This window comes from Paraburkholderia bryophila, from assembly GCF_003269035.1.
In the GTDB taxonomy this organism is placed as follows: domain Bacteria; phylum Pseudomonadota; class Gammaproteobacteria; order Burkholderiales; family Burkholderiaceae; genus Paraburkholderia; species Paraburkholderia bryophila.
On record NZ_QLTK01000008.1, the window covers coordinates 162,075 to 188,693 of the forward strand.

At 64.0% G+C, this 26,619-nt stretch carries 22 protein-coding genes, 1 tRNA gene, 1 pseudogene and 2 riboswitches; of the genes and pseudogenes, 7 read left to right on the plus strand and 17 right to left on the minus strand.

Going from position 1 to position 26,619, the window contains the following annotated elements; translation table 11 throughout:
• Positions 1-247: 247 nt before the first annotated feature.
• The 8 genes from BX591_RS15395 to BX591_RS15430 form a co-directional block, all read right to left on the minus strand.
• The gene (locus BX591_RS15395) at positions 248-1,975 is read right to left on the minus strand and encodes a thiamine pyrophosphate-binding protein (protein WP_111932277.1); all 1,728 of its coding nucleotides are present in this window, start codon (positions 1,973-1,975) and stop codon (positions 248-250) included.
• Between the two features lie 248 nt (positions 1,976-2,223).
• The gene (locus BX591_RS15400) at positions 2,224-3,612 is read right to left on the minus strand and encodes an L-serine ammonia-lyase (RefSeq protein WP_111932278.1); all 1,389 of its coding nucleotides are present in this window, start codon (positions 3,610-3,612) and stop codon (positions 2,224-2,226) included.
• A gap of 29 nt (positions 3,613-3,641) precedes the next feature.
• Positions 3,642-4,775: an alginate lyase family protein gene (locus tag BX591_RS15405; protein ID WP_111932279.1), complete on the minus strand. Its 1,134-nt coding sequence runs from the start codon at positions 4,773-4,775 to the stop codon at positions 3,642-3,644.
• 127 nt (positions 4,776-4,902) lie between these two features.
• Positions 4,903-7,839, minus strand: a complete 2,937-nt coding sequence (gcvP, locus tag BX591_RS15410) for an aminomethyl-transferring glycine dehydrogenase (RefSeq protein ID WP_111932280.1) — start codon at positions 7,837-7,839, stop codon at positions 4,903-4,905.
• Between the two features lie 81 nt (positions 7,840-7,920).
• Positions 7,921-8,301 carry a glycine cleavage system protein GcvH gene (gene gcvH, locus BX591_RS15415; RefSeq protein ID WP_111932281.1) on the minus strand — a complete coding sequence of 127 codons (381 nt, stop codon included), beginning with the start codon at positions 8,299-8,301 and terminating at the stop codon, positions 7,921-7,923.
• 63 nt (positions 8,302-8,364) lie between these two features.
• Entirely contained in the window at positions 8,365-9,483 is a 1,119-nt protein-coding gene (gene gcvT, locus BX591_RS15420) for a glycine cleavage system aminomethyltransferase GcvT (protein ID WP_111932282.1), read from the minus strand.
• A gap of 80 nt (positions 9,484-9,563) precedes the next feature.
• Positions 9,564-9,708: riboswitch (glycine riboswitch) on the minus strand.
• Positions 9,709-9,742: 34 nt separating this feature from the next.
• A riboswitch (glycine riboswitch) is annotated at positions 9,743-9,843 on the minus strand.
• Positions 9,844-9,987: 144 nt separating this feature from the next.
• Positions 9,988-10,338, minus strand: coding sequence for a hypothetical protein (locus BX591_RS15425; RefSeq protein WP_105510139.1), 351 nt, complete (start codon positions 10,336-10,338; stop codon positions 9,988-9,990).
• Between the two features lie 195 nt (positions 10,339-10,533).
• Positions 10,534-11,583 (minus strand): oxidoreductase, encoded by a 1,050-nt coding sequence (locus BX591_RS15430; protein WP_111932283.1) that lies wholly within the window; start codon positions 11,581-11,583, stop codon positions 10,534-10,536.
• A 405-nt stretch (positions 11,584-11,988) separates the two neighbouring features.
• Between BX591_RS15430 and BX591_RS15435 the strand changes: the two genes are divergently transcribed.
• Positions 11,989-14,079, plus strand: a complete 2,091-nt coding sequence (locus BX591_RS15435) for a UvrD-helicase domain-containing protein (protein WP_111932284.1) — start codon at positions 11,989-11,991, stop codon at positions 14,077-14,079.
• A 172-nt stretch (positions 14,080-14,251) separates the two neighbouring features.
• On the plus strand, positions 14,252-14,830 hold the full coding sequence (locus tag BX591_RS15440; RefSeq protein ID WP_111932285.1) for a hypothetical protein: 579 nt from the start codon (positions 14,252-14,254) through the stop codon (positions 14,828-14,830).
• A gap of 93 nt (positions 14,831-14,923) precedes the next feature.
• On the opposite strand, the gene BX591_RS15445 is transcribed toward BX591_RS15440, so the two are convergent.
• Entirely contained in the window at positions 14,924-15,826 is a 903-nt protein-coding gene (locus BX591_RS15445; RefSeq protein ID WP_111932286.1) for a c-type cytochrome, read from the minus strand.
• A gap of 274 nt (positions 15,827-16,100) precedes the next feature.
• On the opposite strand from BX591_RS15445, the gene BX591_RS15450 reads away from it, so the two are divergent.
• Positions 16,101-16,176: transfer RNA gene (locus BX591_RS15450), tRNA-Arg, on the plus strand.
• 74 nt (positions 16,177-16,250) lie between these two features.
• Here BX591_RS15450 and BX591_RS15460 read toward each other — a convergent pair.
• The 8 genes and pseudogenes from BX591_RS15460 to BX591_RS15495 all read right to left on the minus strand — a co-directional run bounded on the left by BX591_RS15460 (position 16,251) and on the right by BX591_RS15495 (position 23,213).
• On the minus strand, positions 16,251-17,327 hold the full coding sequence (locus tag BX591_RS15460) for a tyrosine-type recombinase/integrase (protein WP_111932287.1): 1,077 nt from the start codon (positions 17,325-17,327) through the stop codon (positions 16,251-16,253).
• Positions 17,328-17,389: 62 nt separating this feature from the next.
• Positions 17,390-17,527: pseudogene (locus tag BX591_RS37155) on the minus strand (helix-turn-helix domain-containing protein); the annotation flags it as partial.
• A 174-nt stretch (positions 17,528-17,701) separates the two neighbouring features.
• The gene (locus BX591_RS15470) at positions 17,702-18,316 is read right to left on the minus strand and encodes a DUF3164 family protein (protein ID WP_111932289.1); all 615 of its coding nucleotides are present in this window, start codon (positions 18,314-18,316) and stop codon (positions 17,702-17,704) included.
• Positions 18,313-19,110 carry a hypothetical protein gene (locus BX591_RS15475; RefSeq protein WP_111932290.1) on the minus strand — a complete coding sequence of 266 codons (798 nt, stop codon included), beginning with the start codon at positions 19,108-19,110 and terminating at the stop codon, positions 18,313-18,315. The genes BX591_RS15470 and BX591_RS15475 overlap by 4 nt, the downstream gene beginning before the upstream one ends.
• Positions 19,111-19,218: 108 nt before the next feature.
• The gene (locus BX591_RS15480; protein ID WP_111932291.1) at positions 19,219-19,560 is read right to left on the minus strand and encodes a hypothetical protein; all 342 of its coding nucleotides are present in this window, start codon (positions 19,558-19,560) and stop codon (positions 19,219-19,221) included.
• A 101-nt stretch (positions 19,561-19,661) separates the two neighbouring features.
• A complete protein-coding gene (locus BX591_RS15485; RefSeq protein WP_244146981.1) occupies positions 19,662-22,433 on the minus strand; it encodes a DUF927 domain-containing protein in 2,772 nt (923 codons plus the stop codon).
• Positions 22,357-22,557 carry a hypothetical protein gene (locus BX591_RS36490; protein WP_167444561.1) on the minus strand — a complete coding sequence of 67 codons (201 nt, stop codon included), beginning with the start codon at positions 22,555-22,557 and terminating at the stop codon, positions 22,357-22,359. The genes BX591_RS15485 and BX591_RS36490 overlap by 77 nt, the downstream gene beginning before the upstream one ends.
• Positions 22,558-22,907: 350 nt before the next feature.
• Positions 22,908-23,213, minus strand: a complete 306-nt coding sequence (locus BX591_RS15495; protein ID WP_111932293.1) for a helix-turn-helix transcriptional regulator — start codon at positions 23,211-23,213, stop codon at positions 22,908-22,910.
• Positions 23,214-23,824: 611 nt separating this feature from the next.
• On the opposite strand from BX591_RS15495, the gene BX591_RS15500 reads away from it, so the two are divergent.
• From BX591_RS15500 to arsH, 4 genes are read left to right on the plus strand one after another with little or no spacing between them, the layout of a single operon-like run.
• Positions 23,825-24,178 (plus strand): ArsR/SmtB family transcription factor, encoded by a 354-nt coding sequence (locus BX591_RS15500; protein ID WP_111932294.1) that lies wholly within the window; start codon positions 23,825-23,827, stop codon positions 24,176-24,178.
• Complete coding sequence (gene arsB, locus BX591_RS15505; RefSeq protein WP_111932295.1) at positions 24,165-25,250, plus strand: ACR3 family arsenite efflux transporter; 1,086 nt, start codon at positions 24,165-24,167, stop codon at positions 25,248-25,250. The genes BX591_RS15500 and arsB overlap by 14 nt, the downstream gene beginning before the upstream one ends.
• The gene (gene arsC / locus BX591_RS15510; protein WP_111932296.1) at positions 25,247-25,669 is read left to right on the plus strand and encodes an arsenate reductase (glutaredoxin); all 423 of its coding nucleotides are present in this window, start codon (positions 25,247-25,249) and stop codon (positions 25,667-25,669) included. Before arsB ends, arsC begins: the two co-directional genes overlap by 4 nt.
• Positions 25,669-26,433, plus strand: a complete 765-nt coding sequence (arsH, locus tag BX591_RS15515) for an arsenical resistance protein ArsH (RefSeq protein ID WP_111932297.1) — start codon at positions 25,669-25,671, stop codon at positions 26,431-26,433. Before arsC ends, arsH begins: the two co-directional genes overlap by 1 nt.
• The last annotated feature ends 186 nt before the right edge of the window (positions 26,434-26,619 follow it).

Here is a 26,619-nt window from a genome sequence, read left to right on the forward strand (position 1 = left end):
ACGCCTCAATGGTGCGCAGTAGTGAAAAAGCCCTGCGGTGAAACGCGGGGCTTTTTTTCGACTTCAGCGATGCGGCATTGCGGTCATTTCGTTACTTGAGCAAGAAAGCCTCTCCGCGCTGGGTGAGCTGCTCATGTAGGCCGCGCGGAGGTGGGTCGCCCAAGTTTCGTGATTGTCGTTGACCTCGGTCAATGAACGCGGACCGACCCGTTAAGCCGCTTCGGGTGTTCCGCGCTCCGCCCTGTGCTCACGCGGCATTTTCGCGCAACTTCCTCCCCTGCTCGCGAATCTGCTCCAGCGTCGCGCCCGGCGTACTCGCCTCCTGCGGCATGCGGATCTCGATCACCGCCGCGCGCTTTGCTGCCATTGCGCGTTGCAAGGCCGGCAGAAAATCCTCGGTGCGCTCCACCGTTTCGCCGTGCGCGCCGAACGAACGCGCGAATGCCGCGAAGTCCGGATTGGTCAATCCCGTGCCATGCACACGCCCAGGATAGTGCCGCTCCTGATGCATCCGGATCGTACCGAAATGACCATTGTTCACGACGATAAACAGCACATGCAGGTCGTACTGCATCGCCGTCGCGAGTTCTTGCGCCGACATCATGAAGCAGCCGTCGCCGGCTAACGCAACCACCGCACGCTGCGGATAAAGCGACTTCGCCGCGATCGCCGCCGGCACGCCATAACCCATCGCGCCGCTCGTCGGCGCGAGCTGCGAGCGATAGTGCCGATACGAAAAATGCCGATGCAGCCACGTCGCGTAATTGCCCGCGCCGTTCGTGAGAATGGCATCGTCCGGTAGATGCGCGCGCAATTGCTGGATCACTTCGCCCATTTGCACGTTGCCCGGAATCTGGCGCGGCTTGCGCCAGTCGAGATACGCGCGGTGCGCTTCGTCCGCCGCGCCGCGCCAGGCCAGCGCTTCGTCAGAGGCGGGTTTCATCGCCGCCAGCATCGCCGCCAACTCGGGCATGCCGGAGACGATCGGCAGGTCCGCGGCATACACGCGTCCCAATTCGTCCGCGCCTTGATGAACGTGAACGAGCGTCTGTTTGGTCTTCGGAATATCCAGTAACGTATAGCCGTTCGTCGTGGCTTCGCCCAAACGCGGACCGATCGCGAGCAGCACGTCCGCGTCGCGAATACGCTGCGCAAGCGCCGGATTGATGCCGAGGCCGACATCGCCCGCGTAATTCGGATGCTCGTTGTCGAGCGTGTCCTGAAAGCGGAAAGCGAGCCCAACCGGCAGTTGCCAGATCTCGACGAAGCGGCGGAAATCCGCGCAAGCCTCCGGCGTCCAGCCGCTGCCGCCCGCGATCACCATGGGCCGTTGCGCACCTTCCAGCAGTTGCCGCAACGTCTCGATCTGCGCGAGCGACGGCGACGCCGCCACGCGTTGATAAGCCGGCGCGCCGGCGACCGCATCGCACACGTCGCTCAGCACATCTTCCGGCAACGACAACACCACGGGTCCAGGCCGGCCCGACGTCGCGGTGTGAAACGCATGACTCAGATATTCGGGAATGCGCTTCGGATCGTCGATCTGCGCGACCCACTTCGCCATCTGACCGAACATGCGGCGATAGTCGATCTCCTGAAACGCCTCGCGATCCAGATGTTCGCGCGCGCATTGGCCGATCAGCAGAATCATCGGCGTGGAGTCCTGAAACGCGGTGTGCACGCCGATCGACGCATGCGTCGCGCCCGGCCCGCGCGTGACGATCGCAACGCCCGGGCGGCCGGTCAATTTGCCGACCGCTTCGGCCATATTCGCGGCGGCCGCTTCGTGACGGCACACGACGGTCTGGATGCGTTCGGTTTCATCGTGCAGCGAATCCAGCACGGCGAGAAAACTCTCGCCGGGTACACAGAAAACACGTTCGACGCCATGGGTCAGCAAGGCATCGACAACGAGACGCGCGCCAGTGGTTTGAGCGGCGACGGAACCTGAAACGGGAGCATTCGGCAGCGACATTGCGATGAAGCCTCCAGGCAGTGCGTGAGTGCGATCAGAGATTGCCGCCTCGGCGAAGATGGGAGCCGATCGGCGCTTCGACAGCTTACGCCGACCGCGCGTGCACTGTCACGGCGCAGTGCAATGAGCATGCGCGCGCAGAAGCGTCGTCACGCAAGCGCGCAAGCTCCCAACCGCGTAGTCACGCGCCCATAAAAAAACGCGGGCCGTAGCCCGCGTTCCTCGTCATTCACCGTACAACACCGCGCTCAACACTCGACGATATTCACCGCCAACCCGCCGCGCGACGTTTCCTTGTACTTGGTCTTCATATCCGCACCGGTCTGCATCATCGTCTTGATGACGGAGTCCAGCGACACGTAATGCGTGCCGTCTCCGCGCAGCGCCATGCGCGCGGCGTTGACCGCCTTGACCGAACCCATCGCATTACGCTCGATACACGGAATCTGCACCATGCCGCCGACCGGATCGCACGTGAGCCCGAGGTTGTGCTCCATGCCGATCTCCGCCGCGTTCTCGACTTGTCTCGGTGTGCCGCCCATGACCGCGGCGAGCGCGCCCGCCGCCATCGAACACGCGACGCCCACTTCACCCTGGCAACCCACTTCCGCACCCGAAATCGACGCGTTCAGCTTGTACAGAATGCCGATCGCCGCAGCCGTCAGCAGAAAATCGATCACGCCTTGCTGGTTCGACCCCGGCATGAAGCGCACGTAATAATGCAGCACCGCCGGGATGATGCCGGCCGCGCCGTTGGTCGGCGCGGTGACCACACGGCCGCCCGCAGCGTTTTCTTCGTTGACGGCGATTGCGTAGAGATTGATCCAGTCCACCATCGACAACGGATCGCGCAGCGCGAGTTCCGGATTGCCCGACAACGCGCGATACAACTGCGGTGCGCGGCGCTTCACCTGGAACGGACCCGGCAGATTGCCGTCGGCATCCGGATTGTTGATACCGCAACCACGCGACACGCACGACTGCATCACGTCCCAGATCTTCATCAGGCCGGCGCGCGTTTCCTCTTCCGTATGCCAGACACGCTCGTTTTCCCACATCAACTGAGCGATGCTCTTGCCGGTCGATTCGCACAGCGCGAGCAGTTCATTGCCGCTGCGAAACGAGTGCGGCAGTTGATCGACGGCGCTCAGCACCTTCGTGTTCGGCGCACCGGCCGTCACCACGAAGCCACCGCCCACCGACAGATAGGTCGACTCGCGCAGCGTCTCGCCTTGCGCGTCGAGCGCGCGCAGCTTCAGGCCGTTCGGATGCTCGGGCAGCGCCTGGCGATAAAACGAAATCTGCTCTTTCAGCACGAACGGCACCTCGTGCGTGCCGAGCAGCGCGAGCTTGCGCGTGACCCGCACGGCGTCGAGCCGTTGCGCGATCGTGTCGGGGTCGACGGTGTCGGGTGCGTCGCCCATCAGGCCGAGCATGACGCCGCGATCCGTGCCGTGGCCCTTGCCGGTGGCGCCGAGCGAACCATACAGATCCACCTTCACCGACGCGGTGGTGTCGAGCAGCCCGTCGCGTTCAAGCCCTTGAGCGAACATCAGCGCCGCGCGCATCGGCCCGACCGTATGCGAACTGGACGGACCAATGCCGATTTTGAAGAGATCGAACACGCTGACTGCCATTTACTGCTCCATGCTGAAAGGGGGTGGGTTTATCGCGCCGGCAGCGGCAAACACACGGCGAGCCACGCGGGCGGTGTCGGTGCGAGCTGTAGCGCGATCGGCGTATAGCGTCCGTCGAGACGCGCCGCCAAGTGAAACAGTTCCGTCGCGTTCTTCGGGTCCCATTGACCCGAATAGCCGGGCAAACCGGCCTCGCGACGTTTTGCATCGAACGGAACGCTCGAATGCACGAATTCTTCATGCGTTTTGCTGCCGGTCGCGTACGGCGTGAGCCAGTTGAGCGCGGCCTGCAGCGACGCGCCGTTCGGGCCCTTCTCCGGCAACCAGTTACGGTTGTGGCGACGCGCGGACAATGCGGCCGTGACGAGCGGCTGCAAGTCGTAGGTCACGTAATGCAGCGCGTCACGTTCGCTGAAGTCGATCGTCGAGCCGTCCGGCGCGATGTTGTCGCCGATATGCTCGACGAACAGCCGTTGCGCCGCGTTGATCATCTTGCGATTGTCGAGCGTGAACGCGGCCATGGCGATCAGCTTGATGCGGTGACTCTGCCAGTTGTTGCGGAACGTGCCCTTGAGCGGCCGCGGCTGCGCATCGATCTGACCGATGTAACCGTTGGCGAGTTTCGTCAGGAACGCCATCGCGGCATTGCGCGTTTTCACGGGCAACGCACTGGCGGTCATGTCGTACGCGAGGATCAGGCCTTCGAAATGCGTTTCGTCGATCGGATTGAAGCTCGGCTGATACGTGGTGACCCACGCGAACAGCAAACGGTCGACGAGCTTCAGATAACGGTCGTCGCTGGTCGCGCGCCAGGCGAGGGCAGCATCGCGCAGCAGATCCAGATCTTTCTCCGCTTCGACACTTTGATCGTGGATGCCTTCGTGCGGCAGCGTGCCCTCGGTGTGCAGTTTCGCGAGCGCGTGCGGCGGATCGCTCAGATGCGCCTGCACATTGCTGACCAGGGCTTTCACACCGGGATCGGCGTTCGTGCGTTCGCTGGTTTGCAGCGCGGGCGCCGCGCAAAAATTCATCGCCGCCTGCGCCTGCCGCAGCGGCAGCAGCAGCGCCGCGCTCGCGAGCGTGAACGCGCAAGCCTGCTGCCACGTTTTCTGGGCTTGTCGGATACGGGTCCGGCTATGCATCGATCGCACCTTTCGCGCCATGCGAAACTCCTCGTTAGGCTGATTCGGTGTGTGATGTTAGCCGTTTGCGGCCACTCGCGACAGAAATGCGGACCGAACCGCGCACCGCCTGCTTGCAACCGCAGGCGGTGCGCGGCAGCGGCCATGCTTACTCGTAGTCGGCGATCGGCACGCAGGAGCAGAACAGATTGCGGTCGCCGTATACGTTGTCAGCACGGCCAACCGGCGGCCAGTACTTCTTCGCGATCAACGTGGGCAGCGGATACGCAGCGGTTTCGCGCGCATACGCGTGCTTCCAGTCGTCGGCGATCACGACGGCCGCGGTGTGCGGCGCGTGCTTCAGCGGATTGTCCTCGCGGTCCGAGCGGCCGTCTTCTACCGCGCGGATTTCGTCGCGAATCGCAATCATCGCTTCGATAAAGCGGTCGAGTTCTTCCTTCGATTCCGATTCGGTCGGCTCGACCATCAGCGTGCCCGGCACCGGGAAGCTCATGGTCGGCGCGTGGAAGCCGTAGTCGGCGAGACGCTTGGCGACGTCGTCGACGCTGATGCCGCTGGTTTCCTTCAACGGACGCAGATCGAGAATGCATTCGTGCGCGACCAGTCCGCCCGGGCCCGAATACAGCACCGGATAGTGCGGCGCCAGTTTGTTCGCGACGTAGTTTGCGTTGAGGATGGCGGTTTCGGTTGCGGCGGTGAGGTTCTTCGCGCCCATCATCGCGATGTACATCCACGAGATCGGCAGAATCGAGGCGGAACCGAACGGTGCGCCCGACACTGCGCCGATACCGTTCGGCGCGCGTTCATAGCCCGACGAGATCTGGTTCGGCAGGAACTGCGCGAGATGCGCGCCGACCGCGACCGGACCGACGCCCGGTCCGCCGCCGCCGTGCGGAATGCAGAACGTCTTGTGCAGATTCAGGTGCGAGACGTCGCCGCCGAACTGGCCCGGTGCGGTCAGGCCGACCATGGCGTTCATGTTCGCGCCGTCCACGTACACCTGGCCGCCGTGCGCATGCACGATCTCGCAGATTTCGCGCACATTCGCCTCGAACACGCCGTGCGTGGACGGATACGTGATCATGATCGCCGCGAGTTTGTCGGCGTGTTGATCGGCCTTCTTCTTCAGGTCGTCGATATCGACGTTGCCTTGCGCGTCGCACGCCACCACGACCACCTGCATGCCGGCCATTTGCGCCGAGGCCGGGTTCGTGCCGTGCGCCGAGGCGGGAATCAGGCAGACGTTGCGATGCGCTTCGCCGCGCGACGCGTGATACGCGTGGATGATCAGCAGACCGGCGTACTCGCCTTGCGAGCCGGCGTTCGGTTGCAGCGAGACCGCCGCGTAACCCGTCGCCGCGACCAGCATTTCTTCGAGCTGATCGATCATTTCGCGGTAACCGACGGTTTGCTCGGCCGGCGCGAACGGATGGATCTGACCGAATTCGGGCCAGGTGACCGGCAGCATTTCCGACGTCGCGTTCAGCTTCATCGTGCACGAGCCGAGCGGGATCATCGAACGATCGAGCGCGAGGTCCTTGTCGGAGAGGCTGCGCAGATAGCGCAGCATTTCCGTTTCCGAGTGGTGACGATTGAACACATGGTGCGTGAGGTACGCGCTAGTGCGTTCGAGCGCGGCCGGCACCGAAGCGCGGTTCGACGCCGCGAGTTTTTCGTCGAGCGTGTCGATTTGCGGCACGTCTTTCGAACCGGCCGCTTCGGCGAACACCGCGAGCAGATCGGCGAGGTCGCGACGCGACGTGGTTTCGTCGATCGACAGGCCCACCTGCGTGGCGCTCACGCAGCGCAGGTTGATGCGCTTCGCGTTCGCCGCGTCGTGCAGCGCTTGCGTGCGCGCGCCGCTATTGAACGTGAGCGTGTCGAAAAAGTTTTCGTTGGCGAGCGTGTAGCCGAGTTGCTTTGCGCCCTCGGCGAGCAGCGCGGCGATACGGTTCACGCGCAGCGCGATCGTCTTGAGACCTTGCGGGCCGTGATACACCGCGTACATGCTGGCCATGATCGCGAGCAGCGCTTGCGCGGTACACACGTTTGAAGTCGCCTTCTCGCGGCGAATGTGCTGTTCGCGCGTTTGCAGTGCGAGACGCAGCGCGGGATTGCCCTGCGCGTCGACGGTCACGCCGACGAGGCGGCCCGGCATCTGCCGCTTGAATTCGTCGCGCACCGCGAGGTAAGCCGCGTGCGGACCGCCGAAACCGACCGGCACGCCGAACCGCTGCGTGTTGCCGACGGCCACGTCCGCGCCCCATTCGCCCGGCGGCGTGAGCACGGTCAGCGCGAGCAGGTCGGCGGCGACCACCACATGACCGCCCGCAGCGTGGATCGCTTCGGTGAGCGCGCGGTAGTCGCGTACGTCGCCGTTCACGCCGGGGTATTGCAGCAGCACGCCGAACGCATTCGCGCTGGCGGCTTCGGTAGCCGGGCCCACTTTCACTTCGATGCCGACCGGCGTGGCGCGCGTCTTCACGACTTCGATGGTTTGCGGCAGCACGTCGTCGGCGACGAAGAACACGTTCGACTTCGGTTTGCCCACGCGCTGCAGCAGCGTCATGGCTTCGGCGGCGGCGGTGGCTTCGTCGAGCAGCGACGCGTTGGAGATTGCCAGACCGGTCAGATCGACGATCATCTGCTGGAAGTTCAGCAGCGCTTCGAGACGGCCTTGCGAGATTTCCGGCTGGTACGGCGTGTACGCGGTGTACCACGCCGGATTTTCCAGCACGTTGCGCAGGATCACCGTCGGGGTGTGCGCGTTGTAATAGCCCTGCCCGATGTACGAGCGGAACACCTGGTTCTTGTCCGCGAGCTCACGCAGCGCGGCGAGCGCTTCGGCTTCGCTCTTCGGTTGCGCGAAGGGGCCGAGCGGCAGCGTTTCGGTGCGGCGGATCGCCTTCGGAATGACGGCGTCGATCAGCGCGGCGCGCGACGCGAAGCCGAGGGCTTCGAGCATGGCGTGCTGGTCGGCCGTATCCGGGCCGATGTGCCGTTCGGCGAAGGCGTCATGCACTTCGAGCGCGGCGAGCGAGAGAGGAGTGCGGTTCATCAGACGATCCGGGTGTTCGAGCTTCATGGGTGTTCCTGGCGGTGCGGCCGTTTTTTCGAAGTCTCGAAAGTGGCGGGCCGCACCTGACGGGTTAAACGTAAAGGTGAATCAGGCGCCGATGGCCTTGGCGTACGCGTCGGCATCGATCAGGCGATCGTGCGTGGCGTCGTCGGACGGTTTGATCTTGAAGAGCCAGCTGTCGTACGGCGAGGTGTTCACCGAATCGGGCGTGTCGGCGACGGCGGTGTTCGCTTCGATGATTTCGCCCGAAACCGGTGCGTAGATATCGGAAGCGGCCTTCACCGATTCGATCACGGCGACGGTGTCGCCGGCTTCGACGTTCTTGCCCAGTTCCTGGACTTCGAAGAAGACGATATCGCCGAGCGCTTCCTGCGCGTGGTCGGTAATGCCGACCGTCAGCGTGCCGTCCGCTTCGGTACGGACCCATTCGTGCGATTCGGTATATTTCAGATCGGCCGGGATGCTCATCGGATGCTCCTATGCGGTGTTCGGATGGTGTTCAATAAGGGGGATGCGTACGCGCCGGTCTGCTTAAACCGCGAGCACTTTGCCGTTGCGCACGAACGGCAGTTTTACCACGCTTGCGGGAACGTTTTTGTCACGAATCTGAACGTGAACGGTGTCGCCCGGCTGCACGCCTTTCGGCACGCGCGCAAAGGCGATCGATTCCTGCATGGTCGGGGAAAACGTGCCGCTGGTGATTTCTCCGTCGCCGTGCGGCGTGACGACTTTCTGATGAGCACGCAGCACGCCTGCGGCCTTGCCGTTGTCCTTCAGCAGGATCAGGCCGACGAACGCGGCCCGCGAACCGTTCGCTTCCAGCTTGTCTTTACCGACGAAGGCGCGCGGCGACGTGAGGTCGACGGTCCAGGCGAGGCCGGCGTCGAGCGGCGAGACGTTGTCGTCCATATCCTGGCCGTACAGATTCATGCCGGCTTCGAGGCGCAGCGTGTCGCGCGCGCCGAGGCCCGCCGGGCGAACGCCTTGTGCCCGCAGCGCATCCCACAGAGCGGCGACGTGATCCGCCGGCACGATGATTTCGAAGCCGTCCTCGCCGGTATAGCCGGTGCGGGCAACGGTCAATTCACCGAACGGCGTGTGGTCGACGCGGGCGGCGTTGAACGGCTTCAAGGCTTCCGTCGCGGCGCGCGTGGCCGGCACGGTTTGCCAGACTTTGTCGCGCGCATTCGGGCCTTGCACGGCGACGATCGCGTAATCGCGACGCGGCGTGATGGTCAGGCCGAAGCTGCCTTCGGCGTTGAGCTGGCCGAACCAGGCGATGTCTTTATCGGCGGTGCCGGCATTGACGACCACGCGGAAGTGATCCTCGCCGAAGTAATAGACGATCAGGTCGTCGATCACGCCGCCGTTCGGGTTCAGCAGACAGGAGTAGAGCGCGCGGCCCGGAGTTTGCAGCTTGCCGACGTTATTGGCCAGCGCGTAGTCGAAAAAGGCGCGCACGCGCTCGCCGGTGAAATCGACGACGCACATGTGCGAAACGTCGAACATGCCGGCGTCGGTGCGCACCGCGCGGTGTTCGTCGATCTGCGAGCCGTAGTTGACGGGCATGTCCCAGCCGCCGAAATCGACCATGCGGGCGTTGAGCGCCCGATGGGCGGCGTGGAGCGGGGTGTGTTTGAGTTCGGTCATGGGGCCTCGGGCGTCTCGCGAAACAAAAAAGGCCATGCGGCGCTACGCCCCGCTGCCTGATGGCTGCGAGCGATGCGCTGCATGGCCCCTCTGTCCTCGATACCTGAGAGATTGCGTTGCCGTGAACACCTTGCCGTGTCGCGGTGAAACGCGCGCCCCTTCGGTGGGCAGCCTGCCGGAATCTGCGTTTGCAGATGGCTACTGCCGCTCTCCAGAGTGCGAAAAACCGTGGCCTCGATGCTACCTGAAAGCGGGTTTTTCGACGCGGTCGGTCCTTTTGCCTGAGAGTTTGCGGGTGTGCCCCTTCGGCGGCGCGGCCTGCGATTTTCAGCGGCCAGCACGCTCTCCCGACGCGTGCGGCGAATGTACGCGACGCCCCCAAGCTTGTCAAATAAAGGCGCGCAAGCGGCGCGTGGATTGGCGCAGCGCGATTGCGTCTGTCAAAAAAAAGCGCGGGACGTGATGCCCGCGCGGTTTGCTGCTGGGTTGCCCGAACTGGCGCGATTATTCGCCGATGGCGTGGGCCGCGTTGTCCAGTTCCTGGTTCAGCACGCGCTGTTCGTCGCCGGACAGGCCGCCGCCGTGTTGCGCGGCCATGTCGTGCGCTTCCTGACGGATCACGTCGAGGCGGTGATGCAGCGCGCCGCCTTGCGGGGGCGGGTAGTAGCCTTGATTGACGTGAGCGTCGATGCGGCGGCTCAGGTTGTCGATACGGCCGTCGACCTGATGCAGGCGTTCATACGCGATCTGCTGCGGGTTGGGGCGCGGGGCCGGCGCCGGTTGGGGCGCCACCACGCAAGCGGCGAGCGAACTGAGCAAAGCGCATGCTGCTACTGCGCGAATGATACGGGGCATGGACTCTCCGGAAGTCGTTGTCGTTTTCTGGTGCTACCCGGTAGCAACGGATAACACGGCGCTCACGCTGACCGGAAAGGCGCGCTTATTTGTAACGTTATGTTCCTTTCGGGCTTGTCAGTTTCAGGCGGCCAGGCGACGGTTTGTGAGCTGGATTTTAGGTACACAGACCGGCGCCGGATGCCGGCCTACCCCTTAGCGAATCCGCTCGAACGGCAAGCGGACACCTTCGTCGGAACTGCGCGCGGCCAGTTCGATAATCGTCATGACGTCGACGGCTTCCTGGGCGCTGACCGGGAATTTCACGCCGTTCTGGATCGAATCGGCGAGGGCAATGTAGAAGCCGGCGTAATCGCCGTTACGCGTGGGCAGTTCCCGTTCGACTTCCTGGCCGCCTTCCACCACGCGTAGCACGCCCGCTGTGTTACCGGCACCGAAGCCGTCGTCGCCGGGGCGCAGGCCGGCCTTCAACTGATCTTCCTGGGTGTCGAGCCCGTACTTCACGTAGCTTCCGCGCGTGCCGTGAATGGCGAACCGCGGCGCAAGCAGCATGGTCAGCGCGCTGGCGTGCAGTACCACCTCGAATTCGCCGTAGCCGAGTTGGATGTGCACGTAGTCCGGCGCGCTGGCTTCGTCGCGATGGGTGCGCACCGTCGCCGAGACGGTCTGCGGCGCGCCGAACAACGCCAACGCCTGGTCGATCAGATGCGGCCCCAGGTCGAACAGCAGGCCGCCGCCGCGCGATGCCTCTTCGCGCCAGCGCTGCCGCACTTCCGGCCGGAAACGGTCGAAATGCGATTCGAATTGCGTGACGCGCCCCAAAGTCCCGTCGGCGAGCAGATCGCGCACGCTCAGAAAGTCGCCGTCCCAGCGACGGTTGTGGAACGGCACGAACCGCTTGCCACGGGCCAGCGCGATGTTGGCGAGTGTATGCGCGTCGGCGGCAGTGAGCGTGACCGGTTTGTCGACCACGACGTGCTTGCCGGCTTCCAGCGTGCGGCGCGCGAGTTCGAAGTGCGTGTCGTTGGGCGTCGCGATCACGACGCAGTCGATTTCCTCGAGCGCGAGCAGCGCGTCGAGATCGGCCACCACTTTCGCGTGCGGATAGTCGGCGAGCGCCTGCTCGGGCCGGCCCGTCGCGATTGCCGCGACGCTCGCGCGCCCGCAGTGATCGATCACCGGCGCATGAAAGGTGGCGCCAGCAAAACCGTAACCCATCAATCCAATTTTCAGCGATGCGGACATGCGTGTCTTCCTGCAAAACGGCGCGCCGCCTGGCCACCGCGGCGTCGGCGCGCAACCCCGTAATTGTGGCATGTTCGGGCGGTCGGCCGCGGGTGTGGCCGGCACGGATTGTCGGGGCCATGCGGCCGGATTGTCCGGTGTGCCTATAGGGCGAAATCAGCCGGCGCCGCCGCACGGGAGGTCGACGAGGGTCGTCGTCCGTCATATTCATCCGTGTTAACATCGCTCCTCTCGCGCGAACCCAAGCGGGCCGGAACACCCGGGCAGCACGCAGGGCAGGCGTTCCAACCGTCGGTGTCGCGCAGCAGGACCTTGGGCCTCCAGACCGCCGGCCGGCAATGCCGGGCCGCCGCGTCTTCCGCCGCCTTCAACCGCCGCCTTCAACGCATTACCCATCCACACACGATGTCCGCAGGCCTGAACCCCGCCCAAAATGAAGCGGTCCGTTATCTCGACGGCCCGTGTCTCGTGCTCGCCGGCGCCGGCAGCGGCAAGACGCGCGTGATCACGCAGAAAATCGCGCACCTGATCGAGGCCAAGGGCTTCGAGCCGCGCCACATCGCCGCCGTTACCTTCACCAACAAGGCCGCGCTGGAAATGCGCGAGCGCGTGGGCAAGCTGCTCGAAGGCAAAACGCTCACCACGCCCGGCAAGGAAGGTCGCAAAGTGCCCGTCAACCAGTTGACGGTCTGCACCTTCCACTCGCTCGGTGTGCAGATTTTGCGCCAGGAAGCGGAACACGTCGGCCTGAAGCCGCAGTTCTCGATCATGGATTCGGACGACTGCTTCGGCATGATCCAGGAGCAGGTCGGCTCGACGGACAAGGGCTTTATCCGCAAGATCCAGTCGATCATCTCGCTGTGGAAGAACGGCATGATCATGCCGGAGCAGGCAATCGCGATCGCGGCGAACGAGGACGAGCATCAGGCCGCGATCGTCTACCGCAACTACGTGGCGACGCTGCACGCATATCAGGCGGTCGACTTCGACGATCTGATCCGCCTGCCCGCCGAGCTGTTCGAGAAAAACGAGCAGGTGCGCGATCGCTGGCAGAACAAGCTGCGCTATCTGCTGATCGACGAGTATCAGGACACCAACGCGTGCCAGTACGAACTGGTCAAGCTGCTGGCCGGCAAGCGCGCGGCCTTCACGGCGGTGGGCGACGATGATCAGGCGATCTACGGCTGGCGCGGCGCGACGCTCGAAAATCTCGGCCAGCTCAGCAAGGATTTTCCGAAGCTGCACCTCATCAAGCTCGAGCAGAACTATCGTTCGACGGTGCGCATTCTGACCGCCGCGAACAACGTGATCGCGAACAACCCGAAGCTGTTCGAGAAGAAATTGTGGTCCGAACACGGCATGGGCGACACGATCACCGTCACTGGTTGTAACGACGAAGAGCACGAGGCGGAGTCGGTCGTGTTCCGGCTGTCCGCGCACAAGTTCGAACGCCGCGCGAATTTCCGCGATTACGCGATTCTGTATCGCGGCAATTTTCAGGCGCGCATCTTTGAACAGGTGCTGCGCCGGGAACGGATTCCGTATGTGCTGTCGGGCGGCCAATCGTTTTTCGACAAGGCCGAGATCAAGGACATCTGCGCGTATCTGCGCCTGATCGCCAACGCGAACGACGACCCCGCGTTCATCCGCGCGATCACCACGCCGCGCCGTGGCGTCGGCAATACCACGCTCGAAGCGCTCGGCTCGTTTGCGGGCCAGGCGAAGGTGTCGTTGTTCGAGGCGGTGTATATGGGCGGCATCGAAGCGCGCCTGTCGCCGCGCCAGATCGAACCGATGCGCGTGTTCTGCGACTTCATGCAGCGCCTCACCGATCGCGCGGAGAAAGACGCCGCCGGTCCGCTGCTCGATGAACTGATGGACGCGATCCACTACGAGGCCTATCTGTACGACGCGTTCGACGAACGTCAGGCGCAGTCCAAGTGGCAGAACGTGCTGGAGTTCATGGAATGGCTGAAGCGCAAGGGCACCAAGGCCGAACCCGAAGGCGCCGCGAATAGCGAGGCAACCGGCTACGACACCGCCGACGGTCTCGGCGACACCGGCAAGAACCTGCTCGGCCTGATCCAGACGGTCGCGCTGATGTCGATGCTCGAAGGCCGCGAGGAAGATCCGGACGCGGTGCGGTTGTCGACGGTGCATGCGTCGAAAGGGCTGGAGTATCCGCACGTGTTTCTGGTCGGCGTCGAGGAGGGCATCATGCCGCATCGCGGTGGCCCCGACGACGAGCCGATCGACGACGCGCGCATCGAGGAGGAGCGTCGCCTGATGTACGTCGCGATTACGCGCGCGCAGCGCAGTCTGCATCTGAACTGGTGCAAGAAGCGCAAGCGCGCGAGAGAGACGGTGGTGTGCGAGCCGTCGCGGTTTATTCCCGAGATGCTGCTCGACGATGCGCCGCCGCCTACGGCGGATGAGGCGCCGATGTCGCCGAAAGACCGGCTGGCGAGTTTGAAGGCGTTGTTGCAGAAACCTTGAGTGGGTTGGGGCGGGTTTCGTGGCGTGGCGCGCCGTGTCGTGGCGCGGGCCGCGCGCAAAACCCCGCGAGCGGCAGGTGCTTCGGCGGTTTGTCGGCGTGCTCGGGCTAGAGTGACGCGGCCTGTCGACGGGGACCGTCGGCGGGCATCGACGTTCACTGGAGACCGCCCGCATGACTTCGCTGCTACTCGCACCCTATCGCCGCGCGCTTGAAACCTACATCGACGCGAAAGACCACACGCGGGCCGAGCGCATCGCCGAGGCCTTCGCTGCCGATGCCGTGCTCACCATGTCGCTCGCGACGTCGGCTATCGCGTTTCCGGCGCGTACCGTCGGCGCCGATGCAATCGCTAAAACGCTCGTCACCGATTTCGGCGCGCAGTACACGCGGTGCCGGACCTATTACGTCTGCGACGCGCTCGCCATGCAAGCCGGCGTGATCGATGCGCTGCCCTGGCTGGTGGTGATGCGCGAACCGGCGACGGGCGCATTACGCGTCGGTCACGGCGTATATCGGTGGACGTTCGACGAGACACCGGTCGTCACGGGCTTTCATATTCATATCGCACGGATGGACGTCGTGCCCGATGCCGATGGCGCTTTGCTCGACGCGCTGCAAACGGGGTTGGCGTATCCGTGGCTTACGCCGGCTGCTTTGCATGAGCATCTCGCCGCGCTGGCTGGCGACACGCCGGCGTTGGCGTTTGTCGAAGCATTCAGTCGGCCGGCGATTGCTCCGAGCGTCGACTAATAAGCAAAAATCCCTGTCTCACGTTGCCGTGAGGCAGGGATTTTTTTGTTGCGCAACAGCAACCGCCGCGGGTATTCGATATCCGTCGAGCGGTTACTTCACCGCGCTGACCATGTAATCCACGGCGGCCTTCACGTCCGCGTCCGAGGCGTTCGAGCCGCCTTTGGGCGGCATCGCGCCCTTGCCGTGCAGCGCGTAGTTGTAGACCGTGTCGATCGGGTCTTTCAGGCGCGGCGCCCAGGCGTCCTTATCGCCGAACTTCGGCGCGTTCAGCACGCCGGCTGCGTGGCAGGCCTGGCAGACTTGCGTGTACAGGGCCTTGCCCGCTTGCGAAGCATCCGCGCTTTGGGCGCCGGCTGCCGGCGCGGCGGCTTGCGGCACGCTCGCCATGGCGGCCATGGCCGCGGCGGCTTGTGCTGCGCCTGCGTCGGAGGCGCCGGCCGGCGCGGCTGCTGCCGTTGCGCCCGAGGCTGCTGTTGCCGGCGCACCCGCCGCCGGTTGTGCCGGTTCGGGGAAGCTCGCGCCGGAATTGTTCACCATATAGACCACGGCGCGGGCAATTTCGAAGTCGCTGTAGTCGTCCGGGCTGGTGCCGCCGCGTGGCGGCATCGCGCCTTTGCCGGCGAGCGCCGTATGCCACAGCGTGTCGAAGCCTTGCGCAATGCGCGGCGCCCAGTCGGCGGTATTGGTGAATTTCGGCGCGCCTGCCGCACCCGACGCGTGACACGCGGAGCAAACGGCTTTGTAGACCTCTTCGCCCGTTTTGTAGACGCGCGGTGCATTGGCGTCGCGAATGTCGACCTGTGCGAACGGCTTGATGCGGGCGGTGACTTCGGCTTCGGAGAGAGAGTCGGTGCCGGCGCCGGTGCGTGTCGAATTATCGACGTACACGACCAGCAGAACGATGATGACGATCGGGACGGCAAAGCTGGCGATGATCGCGGCGATGAGCTGTCCTGGGGTTTTGATCGGGGCTCCGTGTGGTGCTTCGCTCATGCTTGTCTCGTCTCCGTGGGTATGTGAGCGGTACAGCGTGACGGCAACTTCTTGTTCTATATCAGCCACGGACGATTATAGACGCAAGCTTTCGACGACGGCGAGGGGCGCGGTGGGGTGTTCAGCAGGCGTTTACCCGCATCGGCGGCGGTGCGCCGAGGCCGTCCGATAGGGCTATCGAGGCCGTCCGGTGGACGCTTGAGCCGAAACCGGGTATTCTCTCGGTCTCGCTTTGGCGTCGCCTCCGCTCTGGTTGCCGCGCTTTTGTGTTGAAGCGCCCGTAGCTCAATGGATAGAGTACTGCCCTCCGAAGGCAGGGGTTGCTGGTTCGATCCCAGCCGGGCGCACCAATCCTGACAAGGGTTTCAGCGGTTTCTCCGCTGCGTCGTTTCCTCCCAGTACAGTGAAAATACAGTCAGACCCGTCAGCCGGACACGGCTTGCAGGTCCGCGACCTGCGTGTGCGGCTGCACCCAGCGCGCCAGGTGATCGGCCGACAGGTGTGCGTAGCGTTGCACCATCTCCAGCGTCTCCCATCCTCCCAGCTCCTTCAGCACCTGTAACGGCGTGCCGCGCTGCACATGCCAGCTCGCCCACGTATGGCGCAGATCGTGCCAGCGGAAATCGCGGATGCCGGCCCGTTTGCACGCTTCCCGCCACGCGGCCGTCACCGTCTGGTAGACCGGCTGGCCGTGGTACACGAACACGCTTTCGACGTAGTCCGGCTTGCGCTTCGTCGCGCGTTGCCGCCGTAGCACGGCGATTGCTGTGTCCGACAGCGGCACCGTGATCGCCTTGCGGGCCTTCGCCTGGTCCGGATGAATCCACGCGACCCGCCGCACCAGATCGACCTGTGACCATTGCAGCCCCGTCACGTTCGAGCGGCGCAGCCCGGTTTCGAGGCTGAACCGCGCCATGTCGGCCAGGTGCGCCGGCAGCTCGGCCAGCAGCCGTTCCGCTTCCGCCAGCGTCAGCCAGCGTATCCGGCGCGACACGATCTTCGTCTTCTTCGTCCTCGGCACCCGGTCGATCCACTCCCATTCGAGCGCCGCGTTCAGGACGGCCTTGAGCACACCCGTCACGCGATTGACCGTACCCGCACTGACGTTGCGCCCCAGCTTCTTCGGGCCGTGGCGCGTCCGGATGATCCGGGGCTCCATCCGCTTGATGTGCGCAATAGCGTCAATCCGGTTTCGGTCGATATCCACCAGCTGGACACCGGACAGATGCTGGTCGAGCCATCGCAGGTGAGTCTTGCTGGTTTCAAGGCTGGCGATACCGTCGCGTTCGGCCACATAGCGGACGACCGCATCGTTCCAGGTGTAGCGCGGCTTGTGACCGAGCCTGGCCTGGTTCCACAGATCCACTTTCAGGCGGTCGTAGAACTCCTGCGCCTGCTCCCGGTTGCTGGTGCCAGTGCTGCCTTGTAGGACTGGACCGCCATCCGGCGGGGAAAGCCGGTAATACCAGTTGGGACTTCTACTTCGTTTATAGAGCGACATTTTTCCGACTCCTGTTGATCGCCCTGCACAACTCGCGGGATCCATTCTCCGGCGAGGTAGCGTTGCAGGGCAACCTCTGAAAACATCCAGCGTTTGCCGACCTTGCGGCCCGGCAGCGCGCCGGCCTTCGCCTTCAGGCGCACCGTTTCCGGGTGCGCGCCGAGGATCGCCGCGGCCTCGATGAGATCGACGGTTCTCATCGGCCCTCCTTGCGGCCGGCGCGACGGCGCGGCGCACGCAACCGCGCCGCACGCAGCCGCGCCGGTGAGCGGGTGGTTTTAGTCATGCGTGACATAAGAGCCCCGTTATTGATCGGTGGCCGCGAATCCTGACTGCCTGATGGGTTTCGCGGCCGTTTTCGCGGCCGGCGCGTCTCAGGCGCCCGCCAGATCGAGACTGATCGGCTGGTATTCGCCCGTCGTTTCGCTGCGCTCGTAGAGCCGCACATACGGCCGGCTGTCGGTCACGCGAACGCTGTCGGCGATCGCCTGCATCGCCAGCTTCCATTGGGGATGCTCGATTGACCGCCGGCGCAGGGCCAGAATCCGCGCGGTGCTGACCTTGCCTTCCTTGTCCACCTGGAACGCCTCGGCGATCAGTACCTTGATCTCGTCGCGGCTGCCCTGCGTCCATTCAAGGATGCACGCGTCGATCAGCTCCCGCGCGGCCTGCAAACGCTCGTCGAACTGGATGTATTCGGCAATCTGCCGCACGACCTTGTAGCGGCCGTCGAACGTGATCAGGCTGATATTGCCCTTGGTCCCGCCGACCTTCAGTCCGTACGCTTCATGACTGGTTTCGACGAATGCGGCGATATCCGCGAAGGCCCGCGCCTTGAACTCCGCCAGCTGACGATGCAGCAGTCTTGCGTCATCGATCAGTCCGTGGATGGTCTGGTCGCGTAGCCTGTCGATCGGTTTGACCATCGACGCCGGCACGAGGCGGCCGCGCGCGTCGGGCACATAGCCCGCCGGAATGGTGCTGTTCATGGCGTCTCCTGGGCGGTGGCCGGCTTCAGCGCGCGCTCGCAGATGCCGCGCAGCGCCCGGTCGGCGAGCGCACTGGTCAACCGGCGATGACGCAGCATGCCGGCGACCGTCGCGTCCCCGTCCAGCAGACGGCGGATCAGCACGGCCAGCCCCGGGGGCACACGACCGCCACGTGTGAGCGCATGCACGTCCGCCTGCGTCAGCATGCCCCGGTGCAGTGCCGCCAGTTCGAGGGCTTCGGGAGACTGGTCCGGCGCACCCGGCATGGCGTCCAGTGCCTGCCGGAGGATCGCGTAGCCGCCGACGCTGACCGCCTGCTCCAGCACCGCACTGAAACGTGCCAGGACGCCGTACGCCACGTCCTCAGCCCGCGCTTTCTGCACCGCTGCGGCGGTTTCATTCACCCTGTCGATGGCGTGACTCGCGGCAAGACACTGCTCCACGAGACCGCGCTCGACCGGCTCCAGCATCGCGCGCAGAACCCGTAACCGGTCCTCGGCCTGCCGTTTGGCCGATAGCAGATCTTCGAGTTTGCGGAAGGTTTCGTCGCTACCGTCGCTGGCCCCCGTGCGGAACTGCGCGTCTGAATCCCGTACCACCCGTTCCTGTTCTTCGATCTGCGCATACAGGGTGTCGAGCCGGGCTTCGGCATCGATGAAGACCTTGTAGGGACCGGACTCGCGCTCACGCAGTGCGTCCTCGTGCTGCTCAACGGCTTCGATGTGGGCCGCGTGCGCGTCACGCGCTTTTTCCTCGAAGTGTGCCGCGTTGCTGTTTGCTTCAGTGTTTGACATTACATTCTCCATTTCAAAAGGTTGCATCGTTACTTCTGTCTGCTGGCCAGGCGATCGACGGCGCGCCGACAGCGCGCGTGTTTCGCCGGCCAGACCCGTTCCAGACCGTCATGCCTGCGGCTGTGGTCGCTGCGCGCGCAGCATCCACAGGCGACGTGCTATCGCGGCGCGCCGTGGCCGTTTCTCCCGTAGCTCGACAAACCGTTGCGCCTCCGCGAACCAGGCGTCCTTCGCGGTCATCGCTTCCGTCCAGGCGGTCCGCTCCTGGTCCCGCGCCTGCTGGACCCCGGTTGCGGCGCGCACGATGGCCGTTGCATCGACCAGCCCGCGCCGGTACAGGTCGAGCGATTCGCGGTGCAGCAGCTCGCACAGTTCGACCTGCCGGGTCGCGTTGCCCCATCGGATGACCGCGTTTTCGGTGTGCTGCCTGAGCTGAAATTTTTTCGACATAGCAATTTCCCGCTACGTTAGTAGTACAAACTGAATTTATTGTCTGTCCATCCGCGAGAGCAGGATGGACTACCGTGTTGTGCTGACGCCGTGACGGGCGATCAGGTCATGTCGAGTCGGGCCGGATCGATGCAGTACAGGCGGGTGAGGTGGCCGCCCGGCACGCGCACCATCGCCGAGCGCTTGCCGCCCTTGCCTTCGGTCAGTGCCCCGCACTGGTCCAGCGCCGTCAGCGCGCGGTTGAAGTCGTATCCCTTGATGGCCTCGCGCAACCCCTCGGACGTGAAAAGGTAGCTGCGCGCACCTTCGCGGATACGCCAGTAACCGGCGCGATCGCGGATCGGCACCAGCGGCGCACCGTCCGCATCGATATCGGAGAACCGCGCGTCGCCGCAGCGGTCGATGAACGCGGTGATCGACCGCATCACGCCGATGTGTTCGGCACTTTTGCCATGCGTCTCGCGCCGGTCCTGCCAGGCCCTGAAAGCCTGCCTCGCGGCGGCGACCGGTGCGCCGGCCGACCAGTCCACGATGCCGAACTCGATCGCCAGCTCTCCCGCGAGCGCGGTCAGGGCGAGTACGCGCGCCGCGCGTCGTTCCTGCCCGTCCGGTGCGTCGAACTGTGTGAGCAGCTCTTGCAGGCGGGCATTCAGCTCGACGCCTTGCGCCCGCAGAGCGGCCATCTTCCGTACAAACTCGCGGCCTGCGTGGCCGTAGTGCTTCGCCGCTGCGTCGCGCAGTGCGTCGGCGATCCGGGCGCCTGAATCCATGCCCCTGAGGTCGTCAAACAGACCGTATCGGCCGGTCACAGGAAGGTCCAGAATCCGCAGTGCCTGCCCGGCTTTCGACTCGATGCCGCCGGCCTCAATGCGGGCGATGATCGTCGTTTCGCCGGTCGAAAGTACGAACACGCGCCACTGCGCAGCCTTGCGTGCCTCGCCGTGTTTGTTCGCGCGGCTCTTGCCCGTTCCGTTCGCGAGCGCATACGACGCCTCATAGAGGTCACGCGGCGCGACTTCGCCGATCTCATCGAGCGCGAGCAACGTATCGGTGTGCATCGTGCCCGCGCCTTCCAGGCCGTTCGCCGTCGCGCGCCACTGACGCCGGAACGACTGGCCGCCCCATACCGAAATGCCTGCAACCAGGGCGGTCGTCTTGCCGGTGCTGGAGTCGCCATAGATGTGCAGTCCGCCGCCGTCGATCCGTAGTGGATCAAGCAGCACGCCGGCGAAGCCCGCCGCGATGGCGAGCATCAGCATGGGGTTCCCATTCGCCAGTCCGGCGACGCCGGTCTGCCAGCCGTTCAGCGTACCGGCCACGCCATAAGGCGCGGTACGGCCCGCAGCCTGGAACCAGACGTCGTCCGCGCCGATGACTTCATCCGGTAGAACGAACGCGCCCTGGTGCCAGCCCGTCAGCGTCGCAGCGCGCATGTGCCGCTTCGGATGCTGGCTGGCGATGTATCGCAACACCTCGCGCTTCTTGTGCTGCGATATCTCGACGCCGCCGGCGAGCAGCACGCCCAGCGCTTCCGAGCCATCGCCCGCGAGCATTTCGGCGGGCATCGCCCAGCGCTTCCAGACGCCACGGCGCGACACGTAACGCAACAGGAAACCGTAGTCGTCGTCCTCGCGGTTCGACGTGGTGGCGGCGACATACAGCGGGGAACAGATCCACTCATCGACCAGTACCGGCTCCTGATCGTCACGCTGCTTGTACGAGTGATACCAGACGCCCGGCTTGCGTGCGACGCTGTCAATCGCCTGCCACCGGCTGTAGATGCCCCACGATGGCCGGGTGGCCATATCAGGCCACTGGTCCGGCAGGGCCGCCACGATCAGATCGCGCACGGCTTCGATGCCTTGGGCGCGATGCAGGTCGTTCAGATCCATGCCGGCCGGCGGTACGGCGAGTACACCCTCGACGGCGTTGGCAGCCGCTGTCGCGGACTTCATGCCGGTATTGCCTGCGGCGCCCGCGTTGCCCTCTGCGTCGTCGTTATCGACCGCGAATACGAGGTCTGCATCCGGATAGCGCTTGCGCATCGTTTCACCGACGCGGCGCAGATTGCCTGCATCGAAGGCGATGACTGAGGCACCGCCATTGGCTGCGGTCGCGCTCGCTGCGGTTGCATAACCTTCCGCGATGACGAGGCAGTCAAAGGAGTTGCCGATGACGTGAAACGAGCCCGCTTTCGCTCCGCCGGGCAGGAATCGTTTCTCGCCCGCCGGGCTGATGAATTCCAGGGACGTGAGCGCGCCGGCCTCGTTGTATAGCGGGACGATCAGCGCGCCGTCACAGCGCATGGACGCGATCGAGAGCGCGCCGCGATAGACGCGCAGATCGTGCTGAACCACGTCCTTCCGTGCGAGGTAAGGGTGATCCGCGGAGGCGGCCTGTGCGCCGTTCCAGATCGATACGGCCCGTTCAGCCGCGGTGCTGTGCCTGTCCGCGCGCGCCTTGCCGGCCGCATCGTCTGCCTGCCGGACTACGGCGGTGCGTTTCGTTTCTCCGGCGGGATGCGTGGCGATGCCTCGGTGACGTTTCGGTTCGAAGCCGTGACGCTTTGCGAGCTCGAACAGGCTACCGATACGGATGCCGCCGTCGGCATCCAGCGAGCGCCACGTATCGCGTGCCGCGCCGGCATCGTAGCTCGACGCGTTGCTGCTCCATGTGTTGAACAGCTCGAAGCCTTCGTCGCCGAATTCGTGCTTGATGGCTGCGCCGACGCGCCACCACTCATTGCGCGGCAGGTCGGACGGAATGGAAGAGAGCGCGAGCTGGACTCGCTCGCGGTCAGTGAACTGCATGGCATTCGCCCTCTTCCGTGAGGCGACGGCAGATTTCCGCGAGCGCGAGCGCCGTGATTTCAAGCGCGGCGGTGGGGACTTCCTCCGTCAGCGCGGCCAGCGAAATCGCGTGGCGTGCAATCAGCAGAATGTCGCGGCAAAGCGGGGACATGGCTCGCTGGGCGCGAGCGTGATCATTGAGGGGCATGGTTGCTCCTAGACGAGTTGAAGAACCCGACTTCCCGCTGTCAAACGGGGTGGCCGGGCACAAGGCAGGGTTGACAGACCGGCGTCTAGGAAACCGGCGAGCGCGAGCGCTCCCCCGCCAAGGCCCGACCATAGGAGCGCAAGGCGTGCGGACGAAAAAAAACCGCGCAGAGGCGGTAGTCCGCCTAGACAAATCCGGCTGTCAAACCGGGGCGCTGTTGTTTCAGCGACAGCCGGAGTATAGAAGCGGGACGCGCCAGCGACAAGAAAAACTTCCTGCGCCGGATGCGTCGCGAGCGTATGCGCTTGCGCCTGGGTGGAGTGAATGCTGTGCGTCATGTCGAACTGCCTTTAAGCCGCCGGGTTTGCGCCGGCGACCGCCGTGCAGGGGCGCCCGGTGCTGGCGTGGCCCAGTTCGTTAGCGGCGACGATGCCGGTTTTCTGCTGGCCCTGCGCGACGATCCATGCGCGGACTTCCTCCGCGCGCCAGACGACGAGGCGCGAAGACATTCTGATTGGCTGGGGAAACAGGCCGCGTCCCACCAGTTCCCAAAGCGTCGTTCGACCAATCGGGAAAACCTGCTGGACCTGCTTGAATCGCATGAAACCCGTTTCCGGGATGGCGACGACTTTCGGCGCGCGAATGGTGGTGTCCATAAACGTTCCTGTGTGTTCGTTAAGGTTCGGATGCGTTCATGTTCGGGCATGGGGAGGTCGAAGGCGAGCGACGCGGTCTGTACCCGGTCTGGGCACAATTTGGCGTGCCGAAGCGACCGGATTCGACCATTCCGCGTGATCGCGGCTCGCATCGGAATCGGCGTAACCGGGTTGCGGAAGAGGTCGGCGGGCGGGGGGATGTGCGGGGCGGGATTTGGTATCAGGGGAGGGCGTCGGCTCGGTTTCGCGATCGTCTCTCTGATTTTGCGGTGCTACAGGTGATACGGGTGATACATCGTTTGTTTTCAACAGCTTGCCCCGTAGCACCCATGTGATACGCGGTGATACGGGTGCTACAGAGGAGGGCCGGTGTGGTGTGATGGAGATGGCGACTGGTTTGTCTTGTGTAGCACCTTGTAGCACCTCTGTAGCACTCAACGATTCGTGCCAAAGCACTGACAAACCGGGGTGTAGCACCTGTAGCACTTGTAGCACCCGAATTCAGGTCGCGTGACTCTCTTGCTGTCCCCGTGCTGATACGACACGCCGGGTCATCAACAACATTTCAATAATGCTTGAAATGTGGAAATGAATACCCTATTGTTTGAGCTATGGACTCAAACCTTGTTGTACGCGCCCTGAGCGCGCTCGCACACGAATCGCGTCTCGCGATCTTCCGCATGCTCGTCGTGGCTGGTCCCGAAGGCCTGCCCGCAGGAGAAATCGCGCAGCGGCTTGCGCTTTCTCCTTCCAGCCTGTCTTTCCATCTGAAAGATCTGTCGCACACCGAGCTGGTCAAGCCCAGACAGCAGGGCCGTTTTGTTATCTACACAGCGAACTTTGATGCAATGGTGGGCCTGATCGGGTTTCTGACGGAAAACTGCTGCGCGGGCGCGGCCTGTGCCGTGGACGACCTTCCCGATTGCTGCACGAAACCGGCCAAGGCTTCCGATGAGCAGTGCTGAAACCGCCGACAGCGGCGCACAGCCAGCGATCGGCTCCTTCGAGCGGTATCTGACGGTATGGGTCGTCCTCTGCATTGTGGGCGGCATTGTGGCCGGCCAGCTCCTTCCCCAGCTATTTCAGGCAGTCGGCCGCATGGAGGTGGCGCACGTTAATCTCCCGGTCGGTGTACTGATCTGGGTAATGATCGTGCCGATGCTGGTCAAGATTGATTTTGGCGCGATGACCCAGGTCAAAAACCAGTGGCGAGGAATCGGTGTCACGCTGTTTGTGAACTGGATAGTCAAACCCTTCTCGATGGCGCTCCTCGGCTGGATTTTCATTCGGCACGTGTTCGCGCCGTGGCTGCCCACCGCTCAGATCGATAGCTACATCGCGGGCCTGATACTGCTTGCTGCCGCACCCTGCACAGCGATGGTGTTTGTTTGGTCGCAACTCTGCAAGGGCGATCCGTATTTCACCCTGTCGCAAGTCGCGCTCAATGACTCGATCATGATCGTCGCTTTCGCGCCCTTGGTGGCGCTCCTGCTTGGCCTGTCGGCCATTACGGTCCCATGGGATACGTTGGTCATTTCGGTTGGTCTGTATATCGTTTTTCCGGTCCTCATCGCGCAACTGCTACGCCGCATGCTGCTCTCTCGCGGCGAAACTCATTTCCGGCAGACGGTCGCCCGTCTCGGCCCGTATTCGATCGGCGCATTGCTCGTCACGCTTGTCCTGCTGTTTGCCTTCCAGGGGCAGGCGATCGTAAAGGAGCCGTTCGTTATCGCCATGATCGCGGTGCCGATCCTGATACAGGTGTTTTTTAATTCCGGCCTTGCGTACCTGTTGAACCGGCGGCTGGGCGTGGCGCACTGTGTTGCGGGGCCGTCCAGTCTGATCGGCGCCAGCAATTTCTTCGAATTGGCGGTCGCTACAGCAATCAGCCTGTTTGGCTTCCACTCGGGCGCGGCGCTGGCCACGGTGGTCGGCGTGCTGATCGAAGTGCCGGTGATGTTGTTCGTTGTCGGTGTGGTCAACCGCTCGCAGCATTGGTACGAAGCGAAACACGGCATCAAGGAGCAGCAAGCATGATGGTCACGATTTATCACAATCCCGATTGCGGCACGTCTCGCAATACGCTGGCAATGATCCGCAACGCCGGCATCGAGCCAGAAATCATCGAGTATCTGCGGGCTCCTCCTGACCGGGAGACGCTGAAGGAGTTGATTTCTCGCGCCGGCCTCACGGTGCGCGCCGCGCTACGTGAAAAGGGTACGCCCTATGCCGAGCTTGGCCTGAACGATATGTCTTTGAGTGACGAGCAACTGCTCGATGCCATGCTCGAACATCCAGTACTGATCAACCGCCCGTTTGTCGTCACGCCGCTTGGCGTGCGCCTCTGCCGGCCTTCTGAGGTCGCACTCGACATCCTTCCGGCCGCGCAGAAAGGTCCATTCTCGAAAGAGGACGGCGAGCAGGTCGTCGATAGCGAAGGGCGGAGGCTTGTTTAATGATGCAGGATCTGCCTAACGTTAGCGCACTGCACCTCAGCTCGCCCGATCTCCAGAAGCTCCAGCCGCTAACCGTTTCCCAACACGCGCCACGAATCCTGCTGCTATTCGGCTCGTTACGCCCTACCTCCTACAGCCGGCTGCTCACACTCGAAGCGGAACGCATCCTGCGCCATTTCGGCGCGGATACGCGGGTGTTTGATCCCCACGGCTTGCCGCTCGTAGACAGCGTGCCGGCCGATCATCCGAAAGTGGTCGAGCTGCGCAAGCTCTCCGAGTGGTCCGAAGGGCATGTCTGGTGCAGTCCCGAACGTCACGGAACCTTGACTGCGGTATTTAAGAATCAGATCGACTGGCTTCCGCTCGAATGCGGCGGGGTTCGCCCCACGCAAGGGCGCACGCTCGCTGTAATGCAGGTGTGCGGCGGATCGCAATCTTTCAACGCCGTGAACGCCCTGCGCATTCTCGGTCGATGGATGCGCATGGTAACCATCCCGAATCAGTCTTCAGTCGCGAAGGCCTGGCAGGAGTTTGACGCCAACGGTCGGATGAACCCGTCGACCTATTACGATCGCGTGGTGGATGTGATGGAAGAACTGTACAAATTCACGCTGCTTGTGCGTGACCGCGCGGACTACCTGACTGATCGCTACAGTGAACGGAAAGAAGCGTATCCGGAGCTTGCTACCGCCTTGGCGGCGGCCGCCATGAGTCAGGAAGCCGCGAGCGCCACCCCGGATACTGATAAGAGCGAGACCGCGTAACTGAACGGAGAGTCGCGGCCATATCACGATATGGCTTTCCGCCGCTGCGCCGTTTCCGGTATCGCCCTCTTTGCCGTCAAGCCGCGGGCATCGCCTAACCCCCGCGACGAAACGCCAGGCCGACCCTGGCCCAACCCCAGTGACCTGACCAAACGAGCGCTTACCGAATGGCAGGCGCTCGTTCCA

Bases quoted from the DNA above. Each gene is read 5' to 3' on its own strand.
- BX591_RS15395 (WP_111932277.1), bottom strand. From the start codon at position 1,975: ATGTCGCTGCCGAATGCTCCCGTTTCAGGTTCCGTCGCCGCTCAAACC.
- BX591_RS15400 (WP_111932278.1), bottom strand. From the start codon at position 3,612: ATGGCAGTCAGCGTGTTCGATCTCTTCAAAATCGGCATTGGTCCGTCC.
- BX591_RS15405 (WP_111932279.1), bottom strand. From the start codon at position 4,775: ATGGCGCGAAAGGTGCGATCGATGCATAGCCGGACCCGTATCCGACAA.
- gcvP (WP_111932280.1), bottom strand. From the start codon at position 7,839: ATGAAGCTCGAACACCCGGATCGTCTGATGAACCGCACTCCTCTCTCG.
- gcvH (WP_111932281.1), bottom strand. From the start codon at position 8,301: ATGAGCATCCCGGCCGATCTGAAATATACCGAATCGCACGAATGGGTC.
- gcvT (WP_111932282.1), bottom strand. From the start codon at position 9,483: ATGACCGAACTCAAACACACCCCGCTCCACGCCGCCCATCGGGCGCTC.
- BX591_RS15425 (WP_105510139.1), bottom strand. From the start codon at position 10,338: ATGCCCCGTATCATTCGCGCAGTAGCAGCATGCGCTTTGCTCAGTTCG.
- BX591_RS15430 (WP_111932283.1), bottom strand. From the start codon at position 11,583: ATGTCCGCATCGCTGAAAATTGGATTGATGGGTTACGGTTTTGCTGGC.
- BX591_RS15435 (WP_111932284.1), top strand. From the start codon at position 11,989: ATGTCCGCAGGCCTGAACCCCGCCCAAAATGAAGCGGTCCGTTATCTC.
- BX591_RS15440 (WP_111932285.1), top strand. From the start codon at position 14,252: ATGACTTCGCTGCTACTCGCACCCTATCGCCGCGCGCTTGAAACCTAC.
- BX591_RS15445 (WP_111932286.1), bottom strand. From the start codon at position 15,826: ATGAGCGAAGCACCACACGGAGCCCCGATCAAAACCCCAGGACAGCTC.
- BX591_RS15460 (WP_111932287.1), bottom strand. From the start codon at position 17,327: ATGTCGCTCTATAAACGAAGTAGAAGTCCCAACTGGTATTACCGGCTT.
- BX591_RS15470 (WP_111932289.1), bottom strand. From the start codon at position 18,316: ATGAACAGCACCATTCCGGCGGGCTATGTGCCCGACGCGCGCGGCCGC.
- BX591_RS15475 (WP_111932290.1), bottom strand. From the start codon at position 19,110: ATGTCAAACACTGAAGCAAACAGCAACGCGGCACACTTCGAGGAAAAA.
- BX591_RS15480 (WP_111932291.1), bottom strand. From the start codon at position 19,560: ATGTCGAAAAAATTTCAGCTCAGGCAGCACACCGAAAACGCGGTCATC.
- BX591_RS36490 (WP_167444561.1), bottom strand. From the start codon at position 22,557: ATGCCCCTCAATGATCACGCTCGCGCCCAGCGAGCCATGTCCCCGCTT.
- BX591_RS15495 (WP_111932293.1), bottom strand. From the start codon at position 23,213: ATGGACACCACCATTCGCGCGCCGAAAGTCGTCGCCATCCCGGAAACG.
- BX591_RS15500 (WP_111932294.1), top strand. From the start codon at position 23,825: ATGGACTCAAACCTTGTTGTACGCGCCCTGAGCGCGCTCGCACACGAA.
- arsB (WP_111932295.1), top strand. From the start codon at position 24,165: ATGAGCAGTGCTGAAACCGCCGACAGCGGCGCACAGCCAGCGATCGGC.
- arsC (WP_111932296.1), top strand. From the start codon at position 25,247: ATGATGGTCACGATTTATCACAATCCCGATTGCGGCACGTCTCGCAAT.
- arsH (WP_111932297.1), top strand. From the start codon at position 25,669: ATGATGCAGGATCTGCCTAACGTTAGCGCACTGCACCTCAGCTCGCCC.